At 59.4% G+C, this 15495-nt stretch carries 14 protein-coding genes, 3 tRNA genes and 1 riboswitch; of the genes, 4 read left to right on the forward strand and 13 right to left on the reverse strand.

The window, feature by feature from the left end:
• Positions 1-16 precede the first annotated feature (16 nt).
• The 3 genes from AO240_RS08835 to AO240_RS08845 all read left to right on the forward strand — a co-directional run bounded on the left by AO240_RS08835 (position 17) and on the right by AO240_RS08845 (position 1147).
• Positions 17-241, forward strand: a complete 225-nt coding sequence (locus AO240_RS08835) for a hypothetical protein (protein ID WP_099236220.1) — start codon at positions 17-19, stop codon at positions 239-241.
• A gap of 9 nt (positions 242-250) precedes the next feature.
• Positions 251-430 (forward strand): PA3371 family protein, encoded by a 180-nt coding sequence (locus AO240_RS08840; RefSeq protein ID WP_099236221.1) that lies wholly within the window; start codon positions 251-253, stop codon positions 428-430.
• Between the two features lie 390 nt (positions 431-820).
• Entirely contained in the window at positions 821-1147 is a 327-nt protein-coding gene (locus AO240_RS08845; protein WP_099236222.1) for an Arc family DNA-binding protein, read from the forward strand.
• A gap of 179 nt (positions 1148-1326) precedes the next feature.
• On the opposite strand, the gene mgtE is transcribed toward AO240_RS08845, so the two are convergent.
• The 8 genes from mgtE to ltaE all read right to left on the reverse strand — a co-directional run bounded on the left by mgtE (position 1327) and on the right by ltaE (position 9077).
• Positions 1327-2769, reverse strand: coding sequence for a magnesium transporter (gene mgtE / locus AO240_RS08850; RefSeq protein ID WP_058414117.1), 1443 nt, complete (start codon positions 2767-2769; stop codon positions 1327-1329).
• A gap of 349 nt (positions 2770-3118) precedes the next feature.
• A tRNA-Arg gene (locus AO240_RS08855) sits at positions 3119-3195 on the reverse strand.
• Positions 3196-3267: 72 nt separating this feature from the next.
• A tRNA-Arg gene (locus tag AO240_RS08860) sits at positions 3268-3344 on the reverse strand.
• Positions 3345-3452: 108 nt separating this feature from the next.
• Positions 3453-3543 (reverse strand) — tRNA-Ser (locus tag AO240_RS08865).
• A 62-nt stretch (positions 3544-3605) separates the two neighbouring features.
• The gene (gene csrA, locus AO240_RS08870; protein ID WP_003175645.1) at positions 3606-3794 is read right to left on the reverse strand and encodes a carbon storage regulator CsrA; all 189 of its coding nucleotides are present in this window, start codon (positions 3792-3794) and stop codon (positions 3606-3608) included.
• 174 nt (positions 3795-3968) lie between these two features.
• Positions 3969-5210 (reverse strand): aspartate kinase, encoded by a 1242-nt coding sequence (locus AO240_RS08875; RefSeq protein ID WP_058415837.1) that lies wholly within the window; start codon positions 5208-5210, stop codon positions 3969-3971.
• Positions 5211-5307: 97 nt separating this feature from the next.
• Positions 5308-7926, reverse strand: a complete 2619-nt coding sequence (alaS, locus tag AO240_RS08880; RefSeq protein WP_099236223.1) for an alanine--tRNA ligase — start codon at positions 7924-7926, stop codon at positions 5308-5310.
• Between the two features lie 146 nt (positions 7927-8072).
• Complete coding sequence (ltaE, locus tag AO240_RS08885; RefSeq protein WP_099236224.1) at positions 8073-9077, reverse strand: low-specificity L-threonine aldolase; 1005 nt, start codon at positions 9075-9077, stop codon at positions 8073-8075.
• A 188-nt stretch (positions 9078-9265) separates the two neighbouring features.
• Positions 9266-9435, forward strand: a riboswitch (FMN riboswitch).
• A gap of 113 nt (positions 9436-9548) precedes the next feature.
• Between ltaE and AO240_RS08890 the strand changes: the two genes are divergently transcribed.
• Entirely contained in the window at positions 9549-10058 is a 510-nt protein-coding gene (locus tag AO240_RS08890; RefSeq protein WP_058415840.1) for a 6,7-dimethyl-8-ribityllumazine synthase, read from the forward strand.
• 132 nt (positions 10059-10190) lie between these two features.
• On the opposite strand, the gene astE is transcribed toward AO240_RS08890, so the two are convergent.
• From astE to astA, 5 genes are all read right to left on the reverse strand, one after another.
• Positions 10191-11195 (reverse strand): succinylglutamate desuccinylase, encoded by a 1005-nt coding sequence (gene astE / locus AO240_RS08895; protein ID WP_099236225.1) that lies wholly within the window; start codon positions 11193-11195, stop codon positions 10191-10193.
• An 11-nt stretch (positions 11196-11206) separates the two neighbouring features.
• Positions 11207-11497: a hypothetical protein gene (locus AO240_RS08900; RefSeq protein ID WP_058415107.1), complete on the reverse strand. Its 291-nt coding sequence runs from the start codon at positions 11495-11497 to the stop codon at positions 11207-11209.
• A 37-nt stretch (positions 11498-11534) separates the two neighbouring features.
• Positions 11535-12881, reverse strand: a complete 1347-nt coding sequence (gene astB, locus AO240_RS08905; RefSeq protein ID WP_099236226.1) for an N-succinylarginine dihydrolase — start codon at positions 12879-12881, stop codon at positions 11535-11537.
• 78 nt (positions 12882-12959) lie between these two features.
• On the reverse strand, positions 12960-14429 hold the full coding sequence (astD, locus tag AO240_RS08910; RefSeq protein ID WP_177445804.1) for a succinylglutamate-semialdehyde dehydrogenase: 1470 nt from the start codon (positions 14427-14429) through the stop codon (positions 12960-12962).
• Positions 14426-15451, reverse strand: coding sequence for an arginine N-succinyltransferase (gene astA, locus AO240_RS08915; protein WP_099236228.1), 1026 nt, complete (start codon positions 15449-15451; stop codon positions 14426-14428). Before astA ends, astD begins: the two co-directional genes overlap by 4 nt.
• Positions 15452-15495 lie beyond the last annotated feature (44 nt).

Below are 15495 nucleotides of genomic sequence, written 5' to 3' on the forward strand. Positions count from 1 at the left end.
ACTGCGGATCAAGAACATGAACAGCGCCCTTCTGTTAACCCTCAACGCTGTGGCTTTGGCTGCACTGGTCATGTTCCATTTTCACTCCAGCAATGATGATGCCGCGCAGATCAGTCAGGCCGTGCCGCATCACCTGCAGCAGCGCCCGCAACTGGCGGTGATGACACCTGCGATGCAATCGCCGATTCGTGTGACTCAGGACACTCAGACCGCGCCTGTATCCGAACACTGGGTGTTCTGAGGAGGCCTTATGAGCAAGTCCGCCTGGCTGTTCCTGTTTTTGACCGTTACAAGCGGCGTGACGGGTTTAAGCATCGCCTCCCAACACGCGCAAACGCCTGCCTTCATTGCCACCGGCGTGTTTGCCGGCTTGCTGGTTTTCACGCTGATCGTGGGCCGGCGCATCAAGTTCGACCCGGTACTGCGCTGACCGGTCGACTCGCGTGCCCCCTACCTTATGTCGCCTTTCACTAGCAAATTGGCAGATCGCCACTATCCTTAAAAAATAGGGCAAAAGGCCATACCTTCGGGCACTTTGCGCGCCTACCCCCTTGCGGCCGAGGTTTGCTCAAGCGTTCCGGTTTGGAATCATTCGTAGCCAAAACTTCTAACCAGTCCGCAAAATTGCAAATCAGTGCTGGCATAAAGCCTTTAGGCAGTTCAATATTTGTCACAGAATTGACGCCAAGGAACTGTCAAATCTGAGGCATGATGCGGCCTCTTTGCAATTCGGGTTGAACTTTGGTCGTGAGTCTTGTCTTAACACTCATCCTTGCGGCCAATTCCAAAAACCGCTCCCCTGAACTAACCGGTTAAATATATGCGCCCATTGAAACAGGCAATTTATTCCAGCCGTACGGCTGACAAGTTCGTCGTACGTCTGCCAGACGGAATGCGGGAACGCATTGCCGAGGTGGCTCGCAATCATCACCGCAGCATGAACTCTGAAATCATCGCGCGCCTGGAACAGAGCCTTATTCAGGAAGGTGCGTTGGGCGAAGAGTTGAGCATGCGCCTGGACAGCCCAGAGCTGTCACTGCACGAACGCGAACTGCTGCAGCGTTTTCGTCAGCTCTCCCACCGCCAGCAAAATGCCCTCGTCTCGCTTATCGCGCACGACGTTGAGGCGGCCGCAGAAGCCAGCTGATCCAACACTGAAAGCCAGAGCCAGCCATGTGCTGGCTTTTTTTTGCCTGGGGTTTGAGGGTCGCCCGGAACGGGGCTGTGCGGGAGCAGCGTTGCGACTTGCTCGCGAGTGCGGTGGATCAGTCAATTTATTGCTGATTGACAGAGCGCATTCGCGGGCAAGCCCGCTCCCACAAGGGATCACAACAGGAAGATGGTCGCCAGGCCCAGGAAGATGAAGAAGCCACCGCTGTCGGTCATGGCCGTAATCATCACGCTGGCCCCCATGGCAGGGTCGCGACCAAGGCGCGCCAGCGTCATCGGTATCAATACGCCCATCAGCGCAGCCAGCAGCAGGTTGAGGGTCATGGCAGCCGTCATCACCACACCCAGCGACCAACTGCCATACAGCAAGTAGGCCACCACACCGATCACGCCACCCCACACCAAGCCATTGATCAAGCCAACCGCCAGTTCCTTGCGCATCAGGCGCGAGGTATTGCCGGTACTGACTTGGTCGAGCGCCATCGCGCGTACAATCATGGTAATCGTCTGGTTGCCGGAGTTGCCGCCGATACCCGCCACAATGGGCATCAAGGCCGCCAGCGCCACCAGCTTCTCGATCGAGCCTTCGAACAAGCCGATCACGCGTGAGGCAATAAACGCGGTAATCAGGTTGACCGCCAACCACGCCCAACGGTTGCGCAGCGAGCGCCAGACCGAGGCAAAAATATCTTCCTCTTCGCGCAGACCGGCCATGTTGAGGACTTCGGTCTCACTCTCCTCACGAATCAGGTCGACGATTTCGTCGATGGTCAAACGACCAATCAACTTGCCGTTCTTGTCGACCACCGGGGCCGAAATCAAGTCGTAACGCTCGAATGCCTGCGCTGCGTCGTACGCATCTTCATCCGGGTGAAAACTCACCGTGTCACTGGCCATCAAGTCTACGACGCGCTTTTCCGGGTCATTCACCAGCAGGCGCTTGATCGGCAGCACACCCTTGAGAATGCCGTCATTGTCGACGACGAACAGTTTGTCGGTATGCCCTGGCAGTTCTTTGAGGCGGCGCAGGTAACGCAATACCACTTCCAGGCTGACGTCTTCACGGATGGTGACCATCTCGAAGTCCATCAACGCACCGACCTGGTCCTCGTCGTAGGACAGCGCGGAGCGAACACGCTCACGCTGCTGGGTGTCGAGGGCCTCCATCAGCTCATGCACAACATCACGCGGCAATTCAGGAGCAAGGTCAGCCAGTTCGTCGGCGTCCATCTCCTTGGCGGCCGCCAAGAGTTCATGATCATCCATGTCGGCGATCAGGGTTTCGCGCACCGAGTCGGACACTTCAAGGAGGATATCGCCGTCGCGATCAGCCTTGACCAACTGCCACAAGGTCAGTCGATCATCGAGCGGCAAGGCTTCAAGAATATAGGCGACGTCGGCGGAGTGCAGGTCATCGAGTTTGCGCTGCAACTCGACGAGGTTTTGCCGGTGAACCAGGTTTTCGACGCGGTCGAGGTTCGGACCTTCCTGGCGGTGCGTGAGGTCTTCCACCACACGCTGACGCTGCAGCAGCTCGATGACTTGAGCCAAACGATCCTGCAGGCTGTCTTGTGTTTTCTTTACTTCTACTTCGGTCATAGGCGAACTCCACTCCCAGCAGCGGGGCACGCCGGAAGGATCAATCAGTCAATTCATGATTGGTAAAACGGGGTACTGAGTTACTACTGGGTAAGTCCATGGAGGTATTCCACAAGCCCCGGCGGGGCTGACGGGCGCAATGATACACCGCCCGGCCATTTTTAACGTTAAAAAACTGGAAAGAACAAGCGCTTGCGAGACAAAGCTAAGCACGGACTGCATCTACTAACTGCGACGCCACGACCTCAAGGGAAAACACATGGCCGGGGCGAAAAGCTGAATCCGGGGATAAACCCTACACAAACCCCAGACGGCAAAAAGCCCGCACTAGGCGGGCTTTTTGTTTGTATGGTGCACTCGACAGGATTCGAACCTGTGACCGCTCGGTTCGTAGCCGAGTACTCTATCCAGCTGAGCTACGAGTGCAGATTGTGTTTTTAGACCAGATCACAACTGGCTGAAGCCGAGCCACCTGCATTGCTGCACATGATTCTTAAATGGTGCACTCGACAGGATTCGAACCTGTGACCGCTCGGTTCGTAGCCGAGTACTCTATCCAGCTGAGCTACGAGTGCATTTGTTGCCGCGCATTATAGGCCGTTCAATCTCTATGTAAAGCTATTTTTTCGAGCAATTTCAACAACTTACCGAAAAAACCAGATTGCAACGTACTAAGCAAATAATGGCGGAGAACGGGGGATTCGAACCCCCGACACCCTTTTGAGGTGTACTCCCTTAGCAGGGGAGCGCCTTCGGCCACTCGGCCAGCTCTCCGCAACACGGGGCGTATATTAACCACGTTCATCCCCGTTTGCAAACATAAAAAACGATAAAAATTAAAGGCTTGGTTCTTCGTCCTTCTCTTTCTTGATCCGCAGGTAAATTTCTTCGCGGTGTACCGCTACCTCTTTCGGAGCGTTAACCCCGATACGTACTTGATTGCCTTTGACGCCGAGCACGGTCACGGTGATTTCGCCATCACCGATAATCAGGCTTTCTGCGCAACGACGAGTCAGAATCAGCATACCTTTCTCCTCACGCATTTCATTTCAGGAACAACAGTCTGCAAAAAAAAGGCGTTCGACCTACAACCCAAAGGCCATAGCTCTAACGGCCTAAGTATTGTCGAGCGCAGGCAAAACGCCATGCGCCCTACAAAAAATCAAAGGCGCGGTAAACCGCGCCTCTCTGGCATCGCATCACTCGCCCTGTCGGGCCGGAGCGTCCAGCTCAAAAGCGGTATGCAGCGCGCGTACAGCCAGCTCCAGGTACTTCTCTTCGATCACCACCGACACCTTGATTTCGGAGGTCGAGATCATCTGGATGTTGATGCTTTCTTTGGCCAGGGCCTCGAACATGCGGCTGGCAACGCCGGCATGCGAACGCATGCCCACACCCACGATCGACACCTTGGCAATCTTGATGTCGCCGATCACTTCACGGGCGCCAATTCCGCTCGCCGTGTTCTGCAGGATCCGCTCGGCGGCATCGTACTCGTTACGGTGCACGGTGAAGGTGAAATCGGTGGTGTTGTCGTGTGAAACGTTCTGCACGATCATGTCGACTTCAATGTTCGCGCCGCTGATAGGGCCGAGGATCTTGAAGGCCACGCCAGGCGTATCTGGCACGCCACGGATCGTCAGCTTGGCTTCATCGCGGTTGAAAGCGATGCCGGAAATGATCGGCTGTTCCATGGATTCCTCTTCATCAATAGTAATGAGGGTGCCCGGACCCTCTTTGAAGCTGTGCAATACGCGCAGCGGCACGTTGTATTTGCCGGCGAATTCCACCGCGCGGATCTGCAACACCTTGGAACCGAGGCTGGCCATTTCCAGCATCTCTTCAAAGGTGATCTTGTCGAGGCGCTGGGCCACCGACACCACGCGCGGGTCGGTGGTGTAAACACCGTCCACATCAGTATAGATCTGGCATTCATCGGCCTTGAGCGCCGCTGCCAGCGCTACGCCGGTGGTGTCCGAACCGCCACGCCCGAGGGTGGTGATGTTGCCCAACTCGTCTACACCCTGAAAGCCCGCTACAACTACCACGCGCCCTGCTTTCAGATCTGTACGAATCTTCTGATCATCGATTTGCAGGATGCGCGCCTTGGTATGTGCGCTGTCTGTGAGGATGCGCACCTGGCTGCCCGTGTAGGAAACTGCCGGCACACCACGCTTGTTCAGCGCCATGGCCAACAACGCGATGGTCACCTGCTCGCCGGTGGACACGATCACATCCAGCTCACGCGCCAGCGGCTGTTGATCACCGCTGATGGCCTTGGCCAGATCGATCAGGCGATTGGTCTCGCCGCTCATGGCCGACAGCACCACCACCAGGTCGTCGCCGGCATCGTGAAACTTCTTAACCTTGTCGGCGACCTGCTCGATTCTTTCGACAGAGCCGACCGAGGTGCCTCCAAATTTCTGTACGATCAAAGCCATTTCTAAGCCGCCTTAGCCCGTAAAGGGGCGCCTGATAAACAAATCTTGCAGCAACCGAAAACGCCCATGACTAGACCATGGGCGTGTTAACAGCGCCTTAAATGCCGGCCTCGACAAACGGCACGGTCAGGGCCAGGGCAGCGTCCAGGGCACCGGCGTCTACACCACCGCCTTGCGCCATGTCAGGACGACCACCGCCCTTCCCGCCCACTGCCGCGGCAGCTTGCTTCATCAAATCACCAGCCTTGAGTTGGCCAGTCAGGTCCTTGGTTACACCGGCAACCAGCACGACCTTTTCCTCATGGACACCGCCGAGCAGGATCACTGCGCGGCCGAGCTTGTTCTTCAACTGATCGACCAAGGCCAACAGCGCCTTGCCGTCTTGCCCGTCTAGGCGCGCAACCAGCACTTTTACACCCTTGACGTCCAGCGCGGAAGCCGACAAATCGTCGCCCGCCGCACTGGCTGCCTTGGCCTGCAACTGCTCCAGTTGCTTCTCCAGCGCGCGGTTGCGCTCCAGCACGGCAGACAGTTTGTCGATCAGGTTGTCGCGGCTGCCCTTGACCAGGCCTGCCACTTCCTTGAGTTGTTCTTCGCCAGCGTTGAGGTAGGCCAGCGCCGCAGCGCCAGTGATCGCCTCGATACGTCGCACACCAGAGGCCACACCGCCTTCGCTGATGATTTTGAGCAGGCCGATGTCGCCGGTCCGGTTGGCGTGGATACCGCCACACAGCTCTACCGAAAAGCTGCCGCCCATGCTGAGTACGCGCACCTGGTCGCCGTACTTCTCGCCAAACAGCGCCATGGCGCCTCTTTTACGCGCGCTTTCGATGTCGGTTTCTTCCATCTCCACCGGGGAATTCTTGCGAATCTCGGCGTTGACGATGTCTTCCAGTGCCTTCAACTGCTCAGGCTTGATCGCCTCGAAGTGGCTGAAGTCAAAGCGCAGGCGCTGACTGTCGACCAACGAACCTTTCTGCTGAACATGCTCGCCCAGCACCTGACGCAACGCGGCGTGCAGCAAGTGAGTGGCCGAGTGGTTCAAGGCAGTTGCATGCCGTACGTCGGCATCTACCTGAGTGTCCACCGGCGCACCGACGGTCAAGTTACCCAGCACCAATACGCCGTGATGCAGGAACGCACCGCCGGTCTTGGTGGTGTCGCGCACTTCAAAACGGCCAGATGTCGAGCTGAGGAAACCACAGTCACCAATTTGACCGCCGGATTCGGCGTAGAACGGCGTCTGGTCCAGCACCACGACCGCCTCCTCGCCTTCGTTCAACACGTCGACCGACTTGCCGTCCTTATAGATGGCAACAATTTTCGCCGAGCCAACCGTGGCCTTGTAGCCGATAAACTCGGTCGGCACGTCAACCTTGACCAGCGTGTTGTAGTCCAGGCCAAAAGAACTGGCGGAGCGGGCACGCACGCGCTGGGCCTGCATCTCGCGCTCAAAACCAGCCTCATCGATGGTCAGCTCGCGCTCACGGGCGATGTCGGCAGTCAGGTCCATCGGAAAGCCGTAGGTGTCGTAGAGTTTGAACACCACGTCGCCTGGCACCACAGTGCCTTTGAGATCAGCCAGGTCCTGTTCCAGAATTTTCAGGCCATGTTCCAGGGTCTTGGAAAACTGCTCTTCTTCGGCCTTGAGCACGCGCTCGATGTTGTCTTGCTGCTGCTTGAGTTCCGGGAAGGCTTCGCCCATCTCGGCCACCAGCGCGGCGACGATTTTGTAGAAGAAACTGCCGCTGGCGCCCAGCTTGTTACCGTGACGGCAGGCGCGACGGATAATACGGCGCAACACGTAACCACGGCCTTCGTTCGACGGCAGCACGCCATCGGCGATCAGGAAACCGCAGGAACGAATGTGGTCCGACACCACCTTGAGCGAAGACTGGCTTTCGTTGGCGCAGCCAATCGCCGCAGCCGAAGCGCTCAACAGGTTGGTGAACAGGTCGATTTCGTAGTTGGAGTGTACGTGCTGCATCACCGCACTGATCCGCTCCAGGCCCATGCCGGTGTCGACCGACGGCGCCGGCAGCGGATGCAACACGCCATCGGCGGTGCGGTTGAACTGCATGAACACGTTGTTCCAGATCTCGATGTAACGGTCGCCGTCTTCTTCCGGCGAGCCCGGCGGGCCGCCCCAGATGTCGGCGCCGTGATCGTAGAAAATCTCGGTGCACGGGCCGCACGGGCCGGTGTCGCCCATGGTCCAGAAGTTATCGGACGCATACGGCGCGCCCTTGTTGTCGCCGATGCGGATCATGCGCTCAACCGGCACACCGACTTCTTTGGTCCAGATGTCATACGCTTCATCGTCGGTTGCGTAGACGGTGACCCACAGCTTGTCTTTAGGCAGCTTCAACACGCCGGTCAGGAAGGTCCAGGCAAACGTGATCGCATCTTTTTTGAAATAATCACCGAAGCTGAAGTTGCCCAGCATTTCGAAGAAGGTGTGGTGGCGAGCGGTGTAACCGACGTTTTCCAGGTCACTGTTCTTGCCGCCGGCGCGCACGCACTTCTGACTGCTGGTGGCGCGGGTGTACGCGCGTTTTTCTTGACCCAAAAAGCAGTCCTTGAACTGGTTCATGCCCGCGTTAGTGAACAGCAGGGTTGGGTCATTGCCTGGGATCAAGGAGCTGGAGGCGACACGGGTGTGACCTTGCTCTTCGAAGAAGCGAAGGAAGGCTTCACGGATTTCTGCGCTTTTCATTAGGTTCTTCCACGGAGTCTGCGGCCAAAGGCCAGTGCGCAACATCATCAGACGGAGCGACGGCAAAGGGCAGCATTATATCGGCCCTTTGCCGGTGGTACAGCGTGTTTATGTGATAGAAACGCTCAATTAGACAGCCAGCACGGTCATTGCCGCGAAAATTCGATGAATGTCTGCAGCACGCGCTCAATCTGCGCCCGGCTCACATCCAGATGCGTGACCATGCGCAGGCGCGGCGCGGCGGTCAATTTGATCCCGCGCTCGGCGGCAAACGCCTTCAAGGCCTGCGCCTGATCACCGACCTGCACGTAGACCATATTGGTCTGTACCGGCTCAATCGTGTAACCGGCCTTGCGCAGTTCTTCGCCCAGCCAGTGCGCGTTGGCATGGTCATCAGCCAGGCGCTGCACCTGATGATCCAGCGCATACAGCCCCGCGGCGGCCAGGCTGCCAGCCTGGCGCATCCCGCCGCCGAGCATCTTGCGCAGGCGCCGCGCCTTGGCGATCAGCGCCGTGGCGCCGCACAACACCGAGCCCACCGGCGCGCCGAGGCCCTTGGACAGGCACACCGAGACCGAGTCGAAGTGCTGGGCAATTTCGCGCGCATCCACCCCGAGCTTGACCGCCGCGTTGTAGATTCGCGCGCCGTCCAAGTGCAGCGCCAGGCCATGCTCACGCGTAAACGCACGGGCTTTTGCCAGGTAGTCCAGCGGCAATACTTTGCCCTGCATAGTGTTTTCGAGCGCCAACAGGCGCGTGCGGGCAAAGTGGAAGTCGTCGGGCTTGATCGCCGCCAGCACGTGGTTAAGGTCGAGGCTGCCGTCTGGCTGCACCTCCAGCGGCTGTGGCTGGATAGAACCCAGCACCGCCGCACCACCGCCTTCGTATTTGTAGGTGTGGGCCTGCTGCCCGACGATGTATTCCTCGCCGCGCTCACAATGCGCCATCAATGCCAACAAGTTGCTCATGGTGCCCGTGGGCACGAACAACGCGGCCTGAAACCCCAGGCGCTTGGCCAGTTCAGCCTCTAAATGGTTGACGCTGGGGTCTTCGCCATACACGTCATCGCCGCTGACCGCGCTGGCCATGGCATCGAGCATACCGGGGGTGGGTTGGGTCACGGTGTCGCTGCGCAGGTCAATCACAGTCATGAAAGTCGCCTCTAGCAGATTAGGTAAGCCCTGCGTGAATAATGACTGCGGGCATCGCCATAGAATATAAAGACTCTTGATGATTAATCGAATACCAACCAAACAAACCGATATAGCTTATCGAAACGACGGTCGTGCAGTTTTTGAAAAACCATGTTAAAAACTCTCCGCCGCCAGGGTTCTGGTGGCAACGTTCTCAGGGCGGGGTGTAATTCCCCACCGGCGGTAATTGCACGCAATGTGCATAGCCCGCGAGCGCTTGGCGCCTCGAACCGCTCATGCGGTACGGCGACAAGGTCAGCAGACCCGGTGTGATCCCGGGGCCGACGGTCATAGTCCGGATGAAGAGAGAACGGGATTGGCACCTAAGGGCCGCACGCTGACGTCATGTTTGCATGACCAGGCTGTCCGTACCCTTAAATCCCATTCGATTCATAACGCCCTGTTTTTTTCTTAAACAGGAGTCAGAACATGCAACCTACCGCAATCGACAGCAAAAGCAAAAACCATCACGGCGAGCGTGTCGCGTTTATCCAGGCCTGCTGGCACAAGGATATTGTCGACCAATCGCGCAAAGGCTTCCTCGCCGAAATGATCGCTCAGGGCTACCAGGAATCGGACATCGATTTCTTTGAAGTCGGCGGCGCCTTTGAAATGCCCCTGCACGCCAAGTTGCTGGCCAAGACCGGCCGTTACGCTGGCATCGTTGCCGCAGCGCTGGTGGTGGACGGAGGCATCTACCGTCACGAATTCGTCGCCCAATCGGTGGTCAGCGGCCTGATGCAGGTGCAGCTGGAAACCGAAGTGCCAGTGTTCTCGGTGTCACTGACCCCGCATCACTTCCACGCCGGCACCGAGCACCACACGTTCTTCTACGAGCACTTCGTGCACAAGGGCCAGGAAGCCGCGCGTACCTGCGCCGACACCCTGCACAAGATTCGCGCGATCCGCCGCAGCGAGCCGCGTGCCGTAGCCGTCTAAACAACAGCACAAAACCAATGTGGGAGCGGGCTTGCTCGCGATAGCGGTCTGTCAGTTGAAAAATATCTACCTGACACACCGCTATCGCGAGCAAGCCCGCTCCCACAGTTGTATGCGGTGAGGCCTGGAGGTTTACGCTAGCCCGGCGTCGGTGGTGGGCACGATCAATATGCCCGCGCGCAGGCCATTCTTCACCTTCGGGTTGGGGAAGATAACACGTGCGCCCTCCTCCTCGATCACCCAGCGGGTTTTGGCCACGTCTTCGGCCAGCAAGTAGCCCTTCTCCAACTCCGAAAAGTTTTCTACATCCGCCGGCAGGTGCAGCAGGAACGCATCGCTGTGCTTGATCACTTCGCGTGACACCGCAAAAAGCTGCAGGCCATCGAGGCTGTCGGTCACAGGCTCCGTGCCTTCGATGATGTGCTTGAGGCGGGTTTCCAGGCGCGACACGTCCACGCCCTGGTTATGCCCGAACGGCCGCGCCTTGCCCAATTCCAGGGTGAAGGACTCGGCGTCGAGTTGCTCGTAGGTGAACGCGGTGAAGGTGATAGAAGGCTTGTTCTGCAGCAGCACCGCTTGCATGCCGGCGGCGCACAGGCGGGCGAGTTCGTGGCGCGAATGCTGGCGCCCGTCTTTCCATGGGTACAGCGCAAACTGCTCGATCTTCGAGCCGCGAATGGCCGTGTGCAGGTCGTAATGCAGGCGCGAGCGGTCGGGCACGCTGAAGAAGCTGCGCGCCAGTTGCTCAAGCTCGGCGGCGCGCATCGCTTCGGGGCCGATATTTTGTTCATGACGGCCGTTGAACAGCCGGTTGACGTCCAGTTCCAGGTAACGCTCACCGCGGCGCATGGCCTCGGGGTTGCCGAACAGGAACAGAATACGCGTGCGCGGTTTGAGCTCCCCGCGCGCGATGCCATGCAACAGGCGGTCGAGCAGTTCGATCGGCGCGGTTTCGTTGCCATGGATGCCACACGACAACAGCAGGTCGCAGCCGTTGTCCTGTGCCAGCGGCGGGCGCACCTCAAGTGCGCCCTCGCTGAGCCAGCGCATCTGCACGCCGTCGACAGTCAGTTGAATTTTTTGCGCCGGTTCACGACCGGCGAGGGTCAGTTCAAGCAGTTTGCCGAGGGCGAGCATAAGCAGCTTCCTTAGTGGTTGCAGCCTGGGCCGTGGACGTGGTCGTCGTCATCACCTTCGACGTCGGCCGGCTCCATTTCCAGTTGCAGGCTCATCAAGTTAGTCGCCAATGGGCGCATCAGCAGGTTGGCGTACTCGGCGTCGCCTTCTTCTACGTCTACGCCGATCAACAGTTGGCCGCGGCCATCGTGCTGAATCCAGATTTCCTTGCCCTGCCAGACCACTGCGACGCGGGTGCAGGAGGTTTCCAGCTGGGTGCCGTCGGTGTCTTCAAGAATCAGTTTCAGGGTGTCGATGGTCATAAATAGTTCTCAGCCATGGGGTGTAAAAGAAGTGGCGTTAATTGATCTGGAAAGGATACACCGAGCCCAGTTTAAGGATTTGCGTCAGTTCATCCAATGCCGTCCGGCACTCAAGCAGCAATTGCGGGTCAGCCAGGTCGGTTTCACGCAGGCTGTCGCGGTAGTGCTTGTCGACCCATTGAGTCAGCGTGTCAAACAACGGCGCGGTCATGATAACGCCTGGGTTCACCGCCGCCAGTTCCGTTTCGTTCAAGGCCACGCGCAAACGCAGGCACGCCGGGCCGCCGCCGTTTTGCATGCTTTGCTTGAGGTCGAACACCTTCACTTCGCGGATCAACCCACCGGCGGCGGTCAAGCCTTGCAGGTACTGCCAGACGCGTGCGTTGGCGCGGCACTCTTCCGGCACGATCAGCAGCATCGAGCCGTCGGCGCGCGTCAACAACTGGCTGTTGAACAGGTAGGAACGCACCGCGTCCTCGACGCTGACCAGCGCGCGCGGCACGCACACCGACTGGAAGTTACCGCCCAATTTGCCCAACTTGCCGTGCAACTCGGCGAGCATCTGCTCGGTATTGAGAAACGCGTCCTCGTGATAGAACAGCACCTCGCCGTTGCCCACCGCGATCACGTCGTTGTGGAACACGCCGGCATCGATCACCGCCGGGTTCTGCTGGGCGTAGACCACGCCGGTGTCGGCAAGCCCGTGCAGGCGCGCGACGGCCTGCGACGCTTCAAGGGTCTGGCGCGCGGGGTACTTTTGCGGCGCAGGGTAACGGGTGTCAAAGGCACTGCGGCCGAACACGAAGAACTCGACGCCCGCCTCGCCATAGTCACGGCAGAAACGCGTGTGGTTGGCCGCGCCTTCGTCACCGAACTGCGCCACCGCCGGCAACGCGGCGTGGTGGGCGAAGTGTTTGCCGTCGGCAAACATCGCTCCCAGCACGCGGCTGGTGGTCGGGTGCTCAATGCTGCGGTGGTATTTGCAATTGAGGTTGGCGGCGGTGAAATGCACGCGGCCATCCGCCGTATCGGCGCTGGGGCTGACGGTGGCGGCGTTGGCCACCCACATGCTCGACGCCGAGCAACTGGCGACCAGCAAGGGCATGGCGTGTTTGGCCGCTTGCTGGATAACCTGCGCGTCGCTGCCGCTGAAACCAAGTTTGCGCAAGGCGGCTACGTCAGGACGTTCCTGCGGCGCCAACACGCCTTGCACAAAGCCCATGTCCATCAGCGCCTTCATTTTTTGCAGGCCTTGCAACGCCGCTTCCTTCGGGTTGGAAGACTGCTGGCTGTTGCTCTGGGACGCGACGTTGCCGTAGGACAAGCCACCGTAGTTATGGGTCGGCCCCACTAGACCGTCAAAATTGACTTCACAGGATTTCATCGGCGAGGCTCCACGAACATCTGTTTTTATAGGCATCTAGTGCAGATCTATAGCTGTAAATCCGATCAAGGCCCACCTTTAGGCCAGCGTAATGCCGGGGGTCAGCGTGGCGGGGACCACCAGGCTTGGGGTCTCCAAAGACGCCACCGGGTACGCGCAATAATCGGCCGCGTAATACGCACTGGCGCGGTGGTTTCCCGAGGCGCCTACGCCACCGAACGGCGCGGTGCTGGCGGCGCCGGTAAGCTGCTTGTTCCAGTTAACGATGCCCGCGCGGCTTTGCAGCCAGAACTGCTGATAGCGCGCGTGTGAATCCGACAACAAGCCCGCGGCCAAGCCGTACTGGGTGTTGTTGGCCTCGGCAATCGCTGCGGCAAAATCGGCGTAGCGAACCACTTGCAGCAACGGGCCAAACAGCTCTTCGTCTTCGCGCTCGGTGACACCGGTCACGTCGATGATGCCCGGTGTCAGCAACGCGGCCTGAGCCTGCGGCTGGGTCATTTCGAGCAACGCCACGGCGCCATTCGCCAACAGCAGTTCCTGGGCATCCATCAAGGCTTTCGCCGCGCCAAGGGAAATCACCGAGCCCATGAACGGTGGCGGCTGCTGGTCGAACGCACCGACTTCAATCGTCGCGCTGACCGCCACCAGGCGCGCCAGCAACGCATCGCCCCACGCGCCTTGCGGCACCAGCAAACGCCGGGCACAGGTGCAACGCTGGCCGGCAGAAATAAATGCCGACTGAATAATGGTGTAAACCGCCGCATCTACATCGGCCACTTCGTCGACCACCAACGGGTTATTGCCGCCCATTTCCAGGGCCAGGATCTTGTCCGGGCGGCCCGAGAACTGTTGGTGCAGGTGATTGCCGGTGCGGCTCGAACCGGTGAAGAACAGACCGTCGATACCTGGGTTGGCCGCCAACGCGATACCGGTTTCGCGCCCGCCTTGCAGCAGGTTCAACACGCCTGCCGGCAAACCCGCTTCGACCCAGCATTGCACGGTCAGCTCGGCGACTTTAGGCGTCAACTCGCTCGGCTTGAACAGCACGGTGTTGCCCGCGAGCAACGCCGGGACGATATGCCCGTTGGGCAAATGGCCAGGGAAGTTATACGGGCCAAACACCGCCACCACGCCGTGGGGTTTGTGACGCAACACGGCGGTGGCGTCGCCCAGCGGGCCGCTCTTTTCGCCGGTGCGTTCGCGGTAGCTCTGCACCGAGATCGCGATTTTGTTGGCCATGCTGGTGACTTCGGTGGCCGATTCCCACAGCGGCTTGCCGGTTTCTTCGCCGATGCAGCGGGCGATTTCATCGGCGCGGCTTTTCAGCGTGGCGGCGAAGGCTTCCAGCACGCCGATGCGCTCTTCCAGCGGGCGCCGTGCCCACTCGGCAAAGGCCTGGCGTGCGGCCTGCACGGCGGACTCAACCTGTTCGGCGCTGGCGCCATTGCCGCTCCACAGCACGTGCTGGGTGACCGGGTTACGCGATTCAAACAGTTCGCCCTGGCCTGCCAGCCAGGCACCTGCGATATACAACGAATTCATTATTTCGACTCCCGAGCAGCAGACAACGGTACCGCACGCACTTGATCACCGACCACCAGTTGCAGGCGCTTGGCGGTCTGCGGATCGACCACCAACGTGCCTGCCGCCAGACGAGCCGGCGCGGCGGTGATGCGGCACTCTTCACGCTTGCGGTTATGGATCAGGAACGGCGTGGCGTCGTCCCCCGGTGTGCCGATCGCCAACACCAGCGATTGGCTGTCGCGCACGGCGCGAATTTTGGTGGTTTCACATTCCACCGCCGGACCGGCGTCGAAGATGTCGACATAGCCCTGGTAGCTGAACCCTTCGCTCTTGAGCATGCTCAGCGCAGGCTCGGTGTCGGGGTGCACCTTGCCGATCACGTTGCGCGCGTCTTCGGAGAGGAAGCAGCTGTACAGCGGAAACTTCGGCATCAGTTCGGCAATAAACGCCTTGTTGCCCACGCCGGTGAGGTAATCCGCCTGGCTGAATTCCATCTTGAAAAAGTGCCGACCGAGGCTTTCCCAAAATGGCGAACGCCCGGCGTCATTCGACACACCGCGCATCTCGGCAATGATCTTGTTGCCGAACAACTGCGGGAACTCGGCAATAAACAACATGCGCGCCTTGGCCAGCATGCGGCCGTTGAGGCCGTTGCGGTAATCGGCGTGCAGGAACAACGAACACAGTTCGGAATTGCCGGTGAGGTCGTTGGCCAGAAACAGCGTCGGAATCTCGCGGTAAATGTTCAACTCTTGAGAAGCGCTGACCGTCAGGCCGACCCGGAAGTTGTACCAAGGCTCGCGCAGGCCGACGGCACCGGCGATGGCGGAAATACCCACCACACGGCCTTCGTCGTTTTCGAGCACAAACAGGTAGTCGGTATCGCCGCGCCCCGCGTCGCCGCGAAAGGTTTTTTCGGCCCAGCCAACCCGGTGGGTCAGGCGCTCTTCGTTGGCGGGCAAGGTGGTGAGGCCGGTGCCGGTGCTGCGCGCCAGATCAATCAGGGCCGGTAAATCGCTGCTGCGTACGGGACGAACGATCATGCTATCTCCTCAGACAAGCCGCCCGCGTGGGCCACTCGCGAAAC

The organism is Pseudomonas sp. ICMP 460 (assembly GCF_002723595.1).
Taxonomy (GTDB): domain Bacteria; phylum Pseudomonadota; class Gammaproteobacteria; order Pseudomonadales; family Pseudomonadaceae; genus Aquipseudomonas; species Aquipseudomonas kitaguniensis.

Excerpts from the sequence above, each read along its gene's own strand:
- csrA (WP_003175645.1), bottom strand. The coding sequence starts at position 3,794 with ATGCTGATTCTGACTCGTCGTTGCGCAGAAAGCCTGATTATCGGTGAT.
- AO240_RS08845 (WP_099236222.1), top strand. The coding sequence starts at position 821 with ATGCGCCCATTGAAACAGGCAATTTATTCCAGCCGTACGGCTGACAAG.
- astE (WP_099236225.1), bottom strand. The coding sequence starts at position 11,195 with ATGCTCGCCCTCGGCAAACTGCTTGAACTGACCCTCGCCGGTCGTGAA.
- AO240_RS08840 (WP_099236221.1), top strand. The coding sequence starts at position 251 with ATGAGCAAGTCCGCCTGGCTGTTCCTGTTTTTGACCGTTACAAGCGGC.
- alaS (WP_099236223.1), bottom strand. The coding sequence starts at position 7,926 with ATGAAAAGCGCAGAAATCCGTGAAGCCTTCCTTCGCTTCTTCGAAGAG.
- astB (WP_099236226.1), bottom strand. The coding sequence starts at position 12,881 with ATGAAATCCTGTGAAGTCAATTTTGACGGTCTAGTGGGGCCGACCCAT.
- AO240_RS08835 (WP_099236220.1), top strand. The coding sequence starts at position 17 with ATGAACAGCGCCCTTCTGTTAACCCTCAACGCTGTGGCTTTGGCTGCA.
- AO240_RS08875 (WP_058415837.1), bottom strand. The coding sequence starts at position 5,210 with ATGGCTTTGATCGTACAGAAATTTGGAGGCACCTCGGTCGGCTCTGTC.
- astA (WP_099236228.1), bottom strand. The coding sequence starts at position 15,451 with ATGATCGTTCGTCCCGTACGCAGCAGCGATTTACCGGCCCTGATTGAT.
- AO240_RS08900 (WP_058415107.1), bottom strand. The coding sequence starts at position 11,497 with ATGACCATCGACACCCTGAAACTGATTCTTGAAGACACCGACGGCACC.
- mgtE (WP_058414117.1), bottom strand. The coding sequence starts at position 2,769 with ATGACCGAAGTAGAAGTAAAGAAAACACAAGACAGCCTGCAGGATCGT.
- ltaE (WP_099236224.1), bottom strand. The coding sequence starts at position 9,077 with ATGACTGTGATTGACCTGCGCAGCGACACCGTGACCCAACCCACCCCC.
- AO240_RS08890 (WP_058415840.1), top strand. The coding sequence starts at position 9,549 with ATGCAACCTACCGCAATCGACAGCAAAAGCAAAAACCATCACGGCGAG.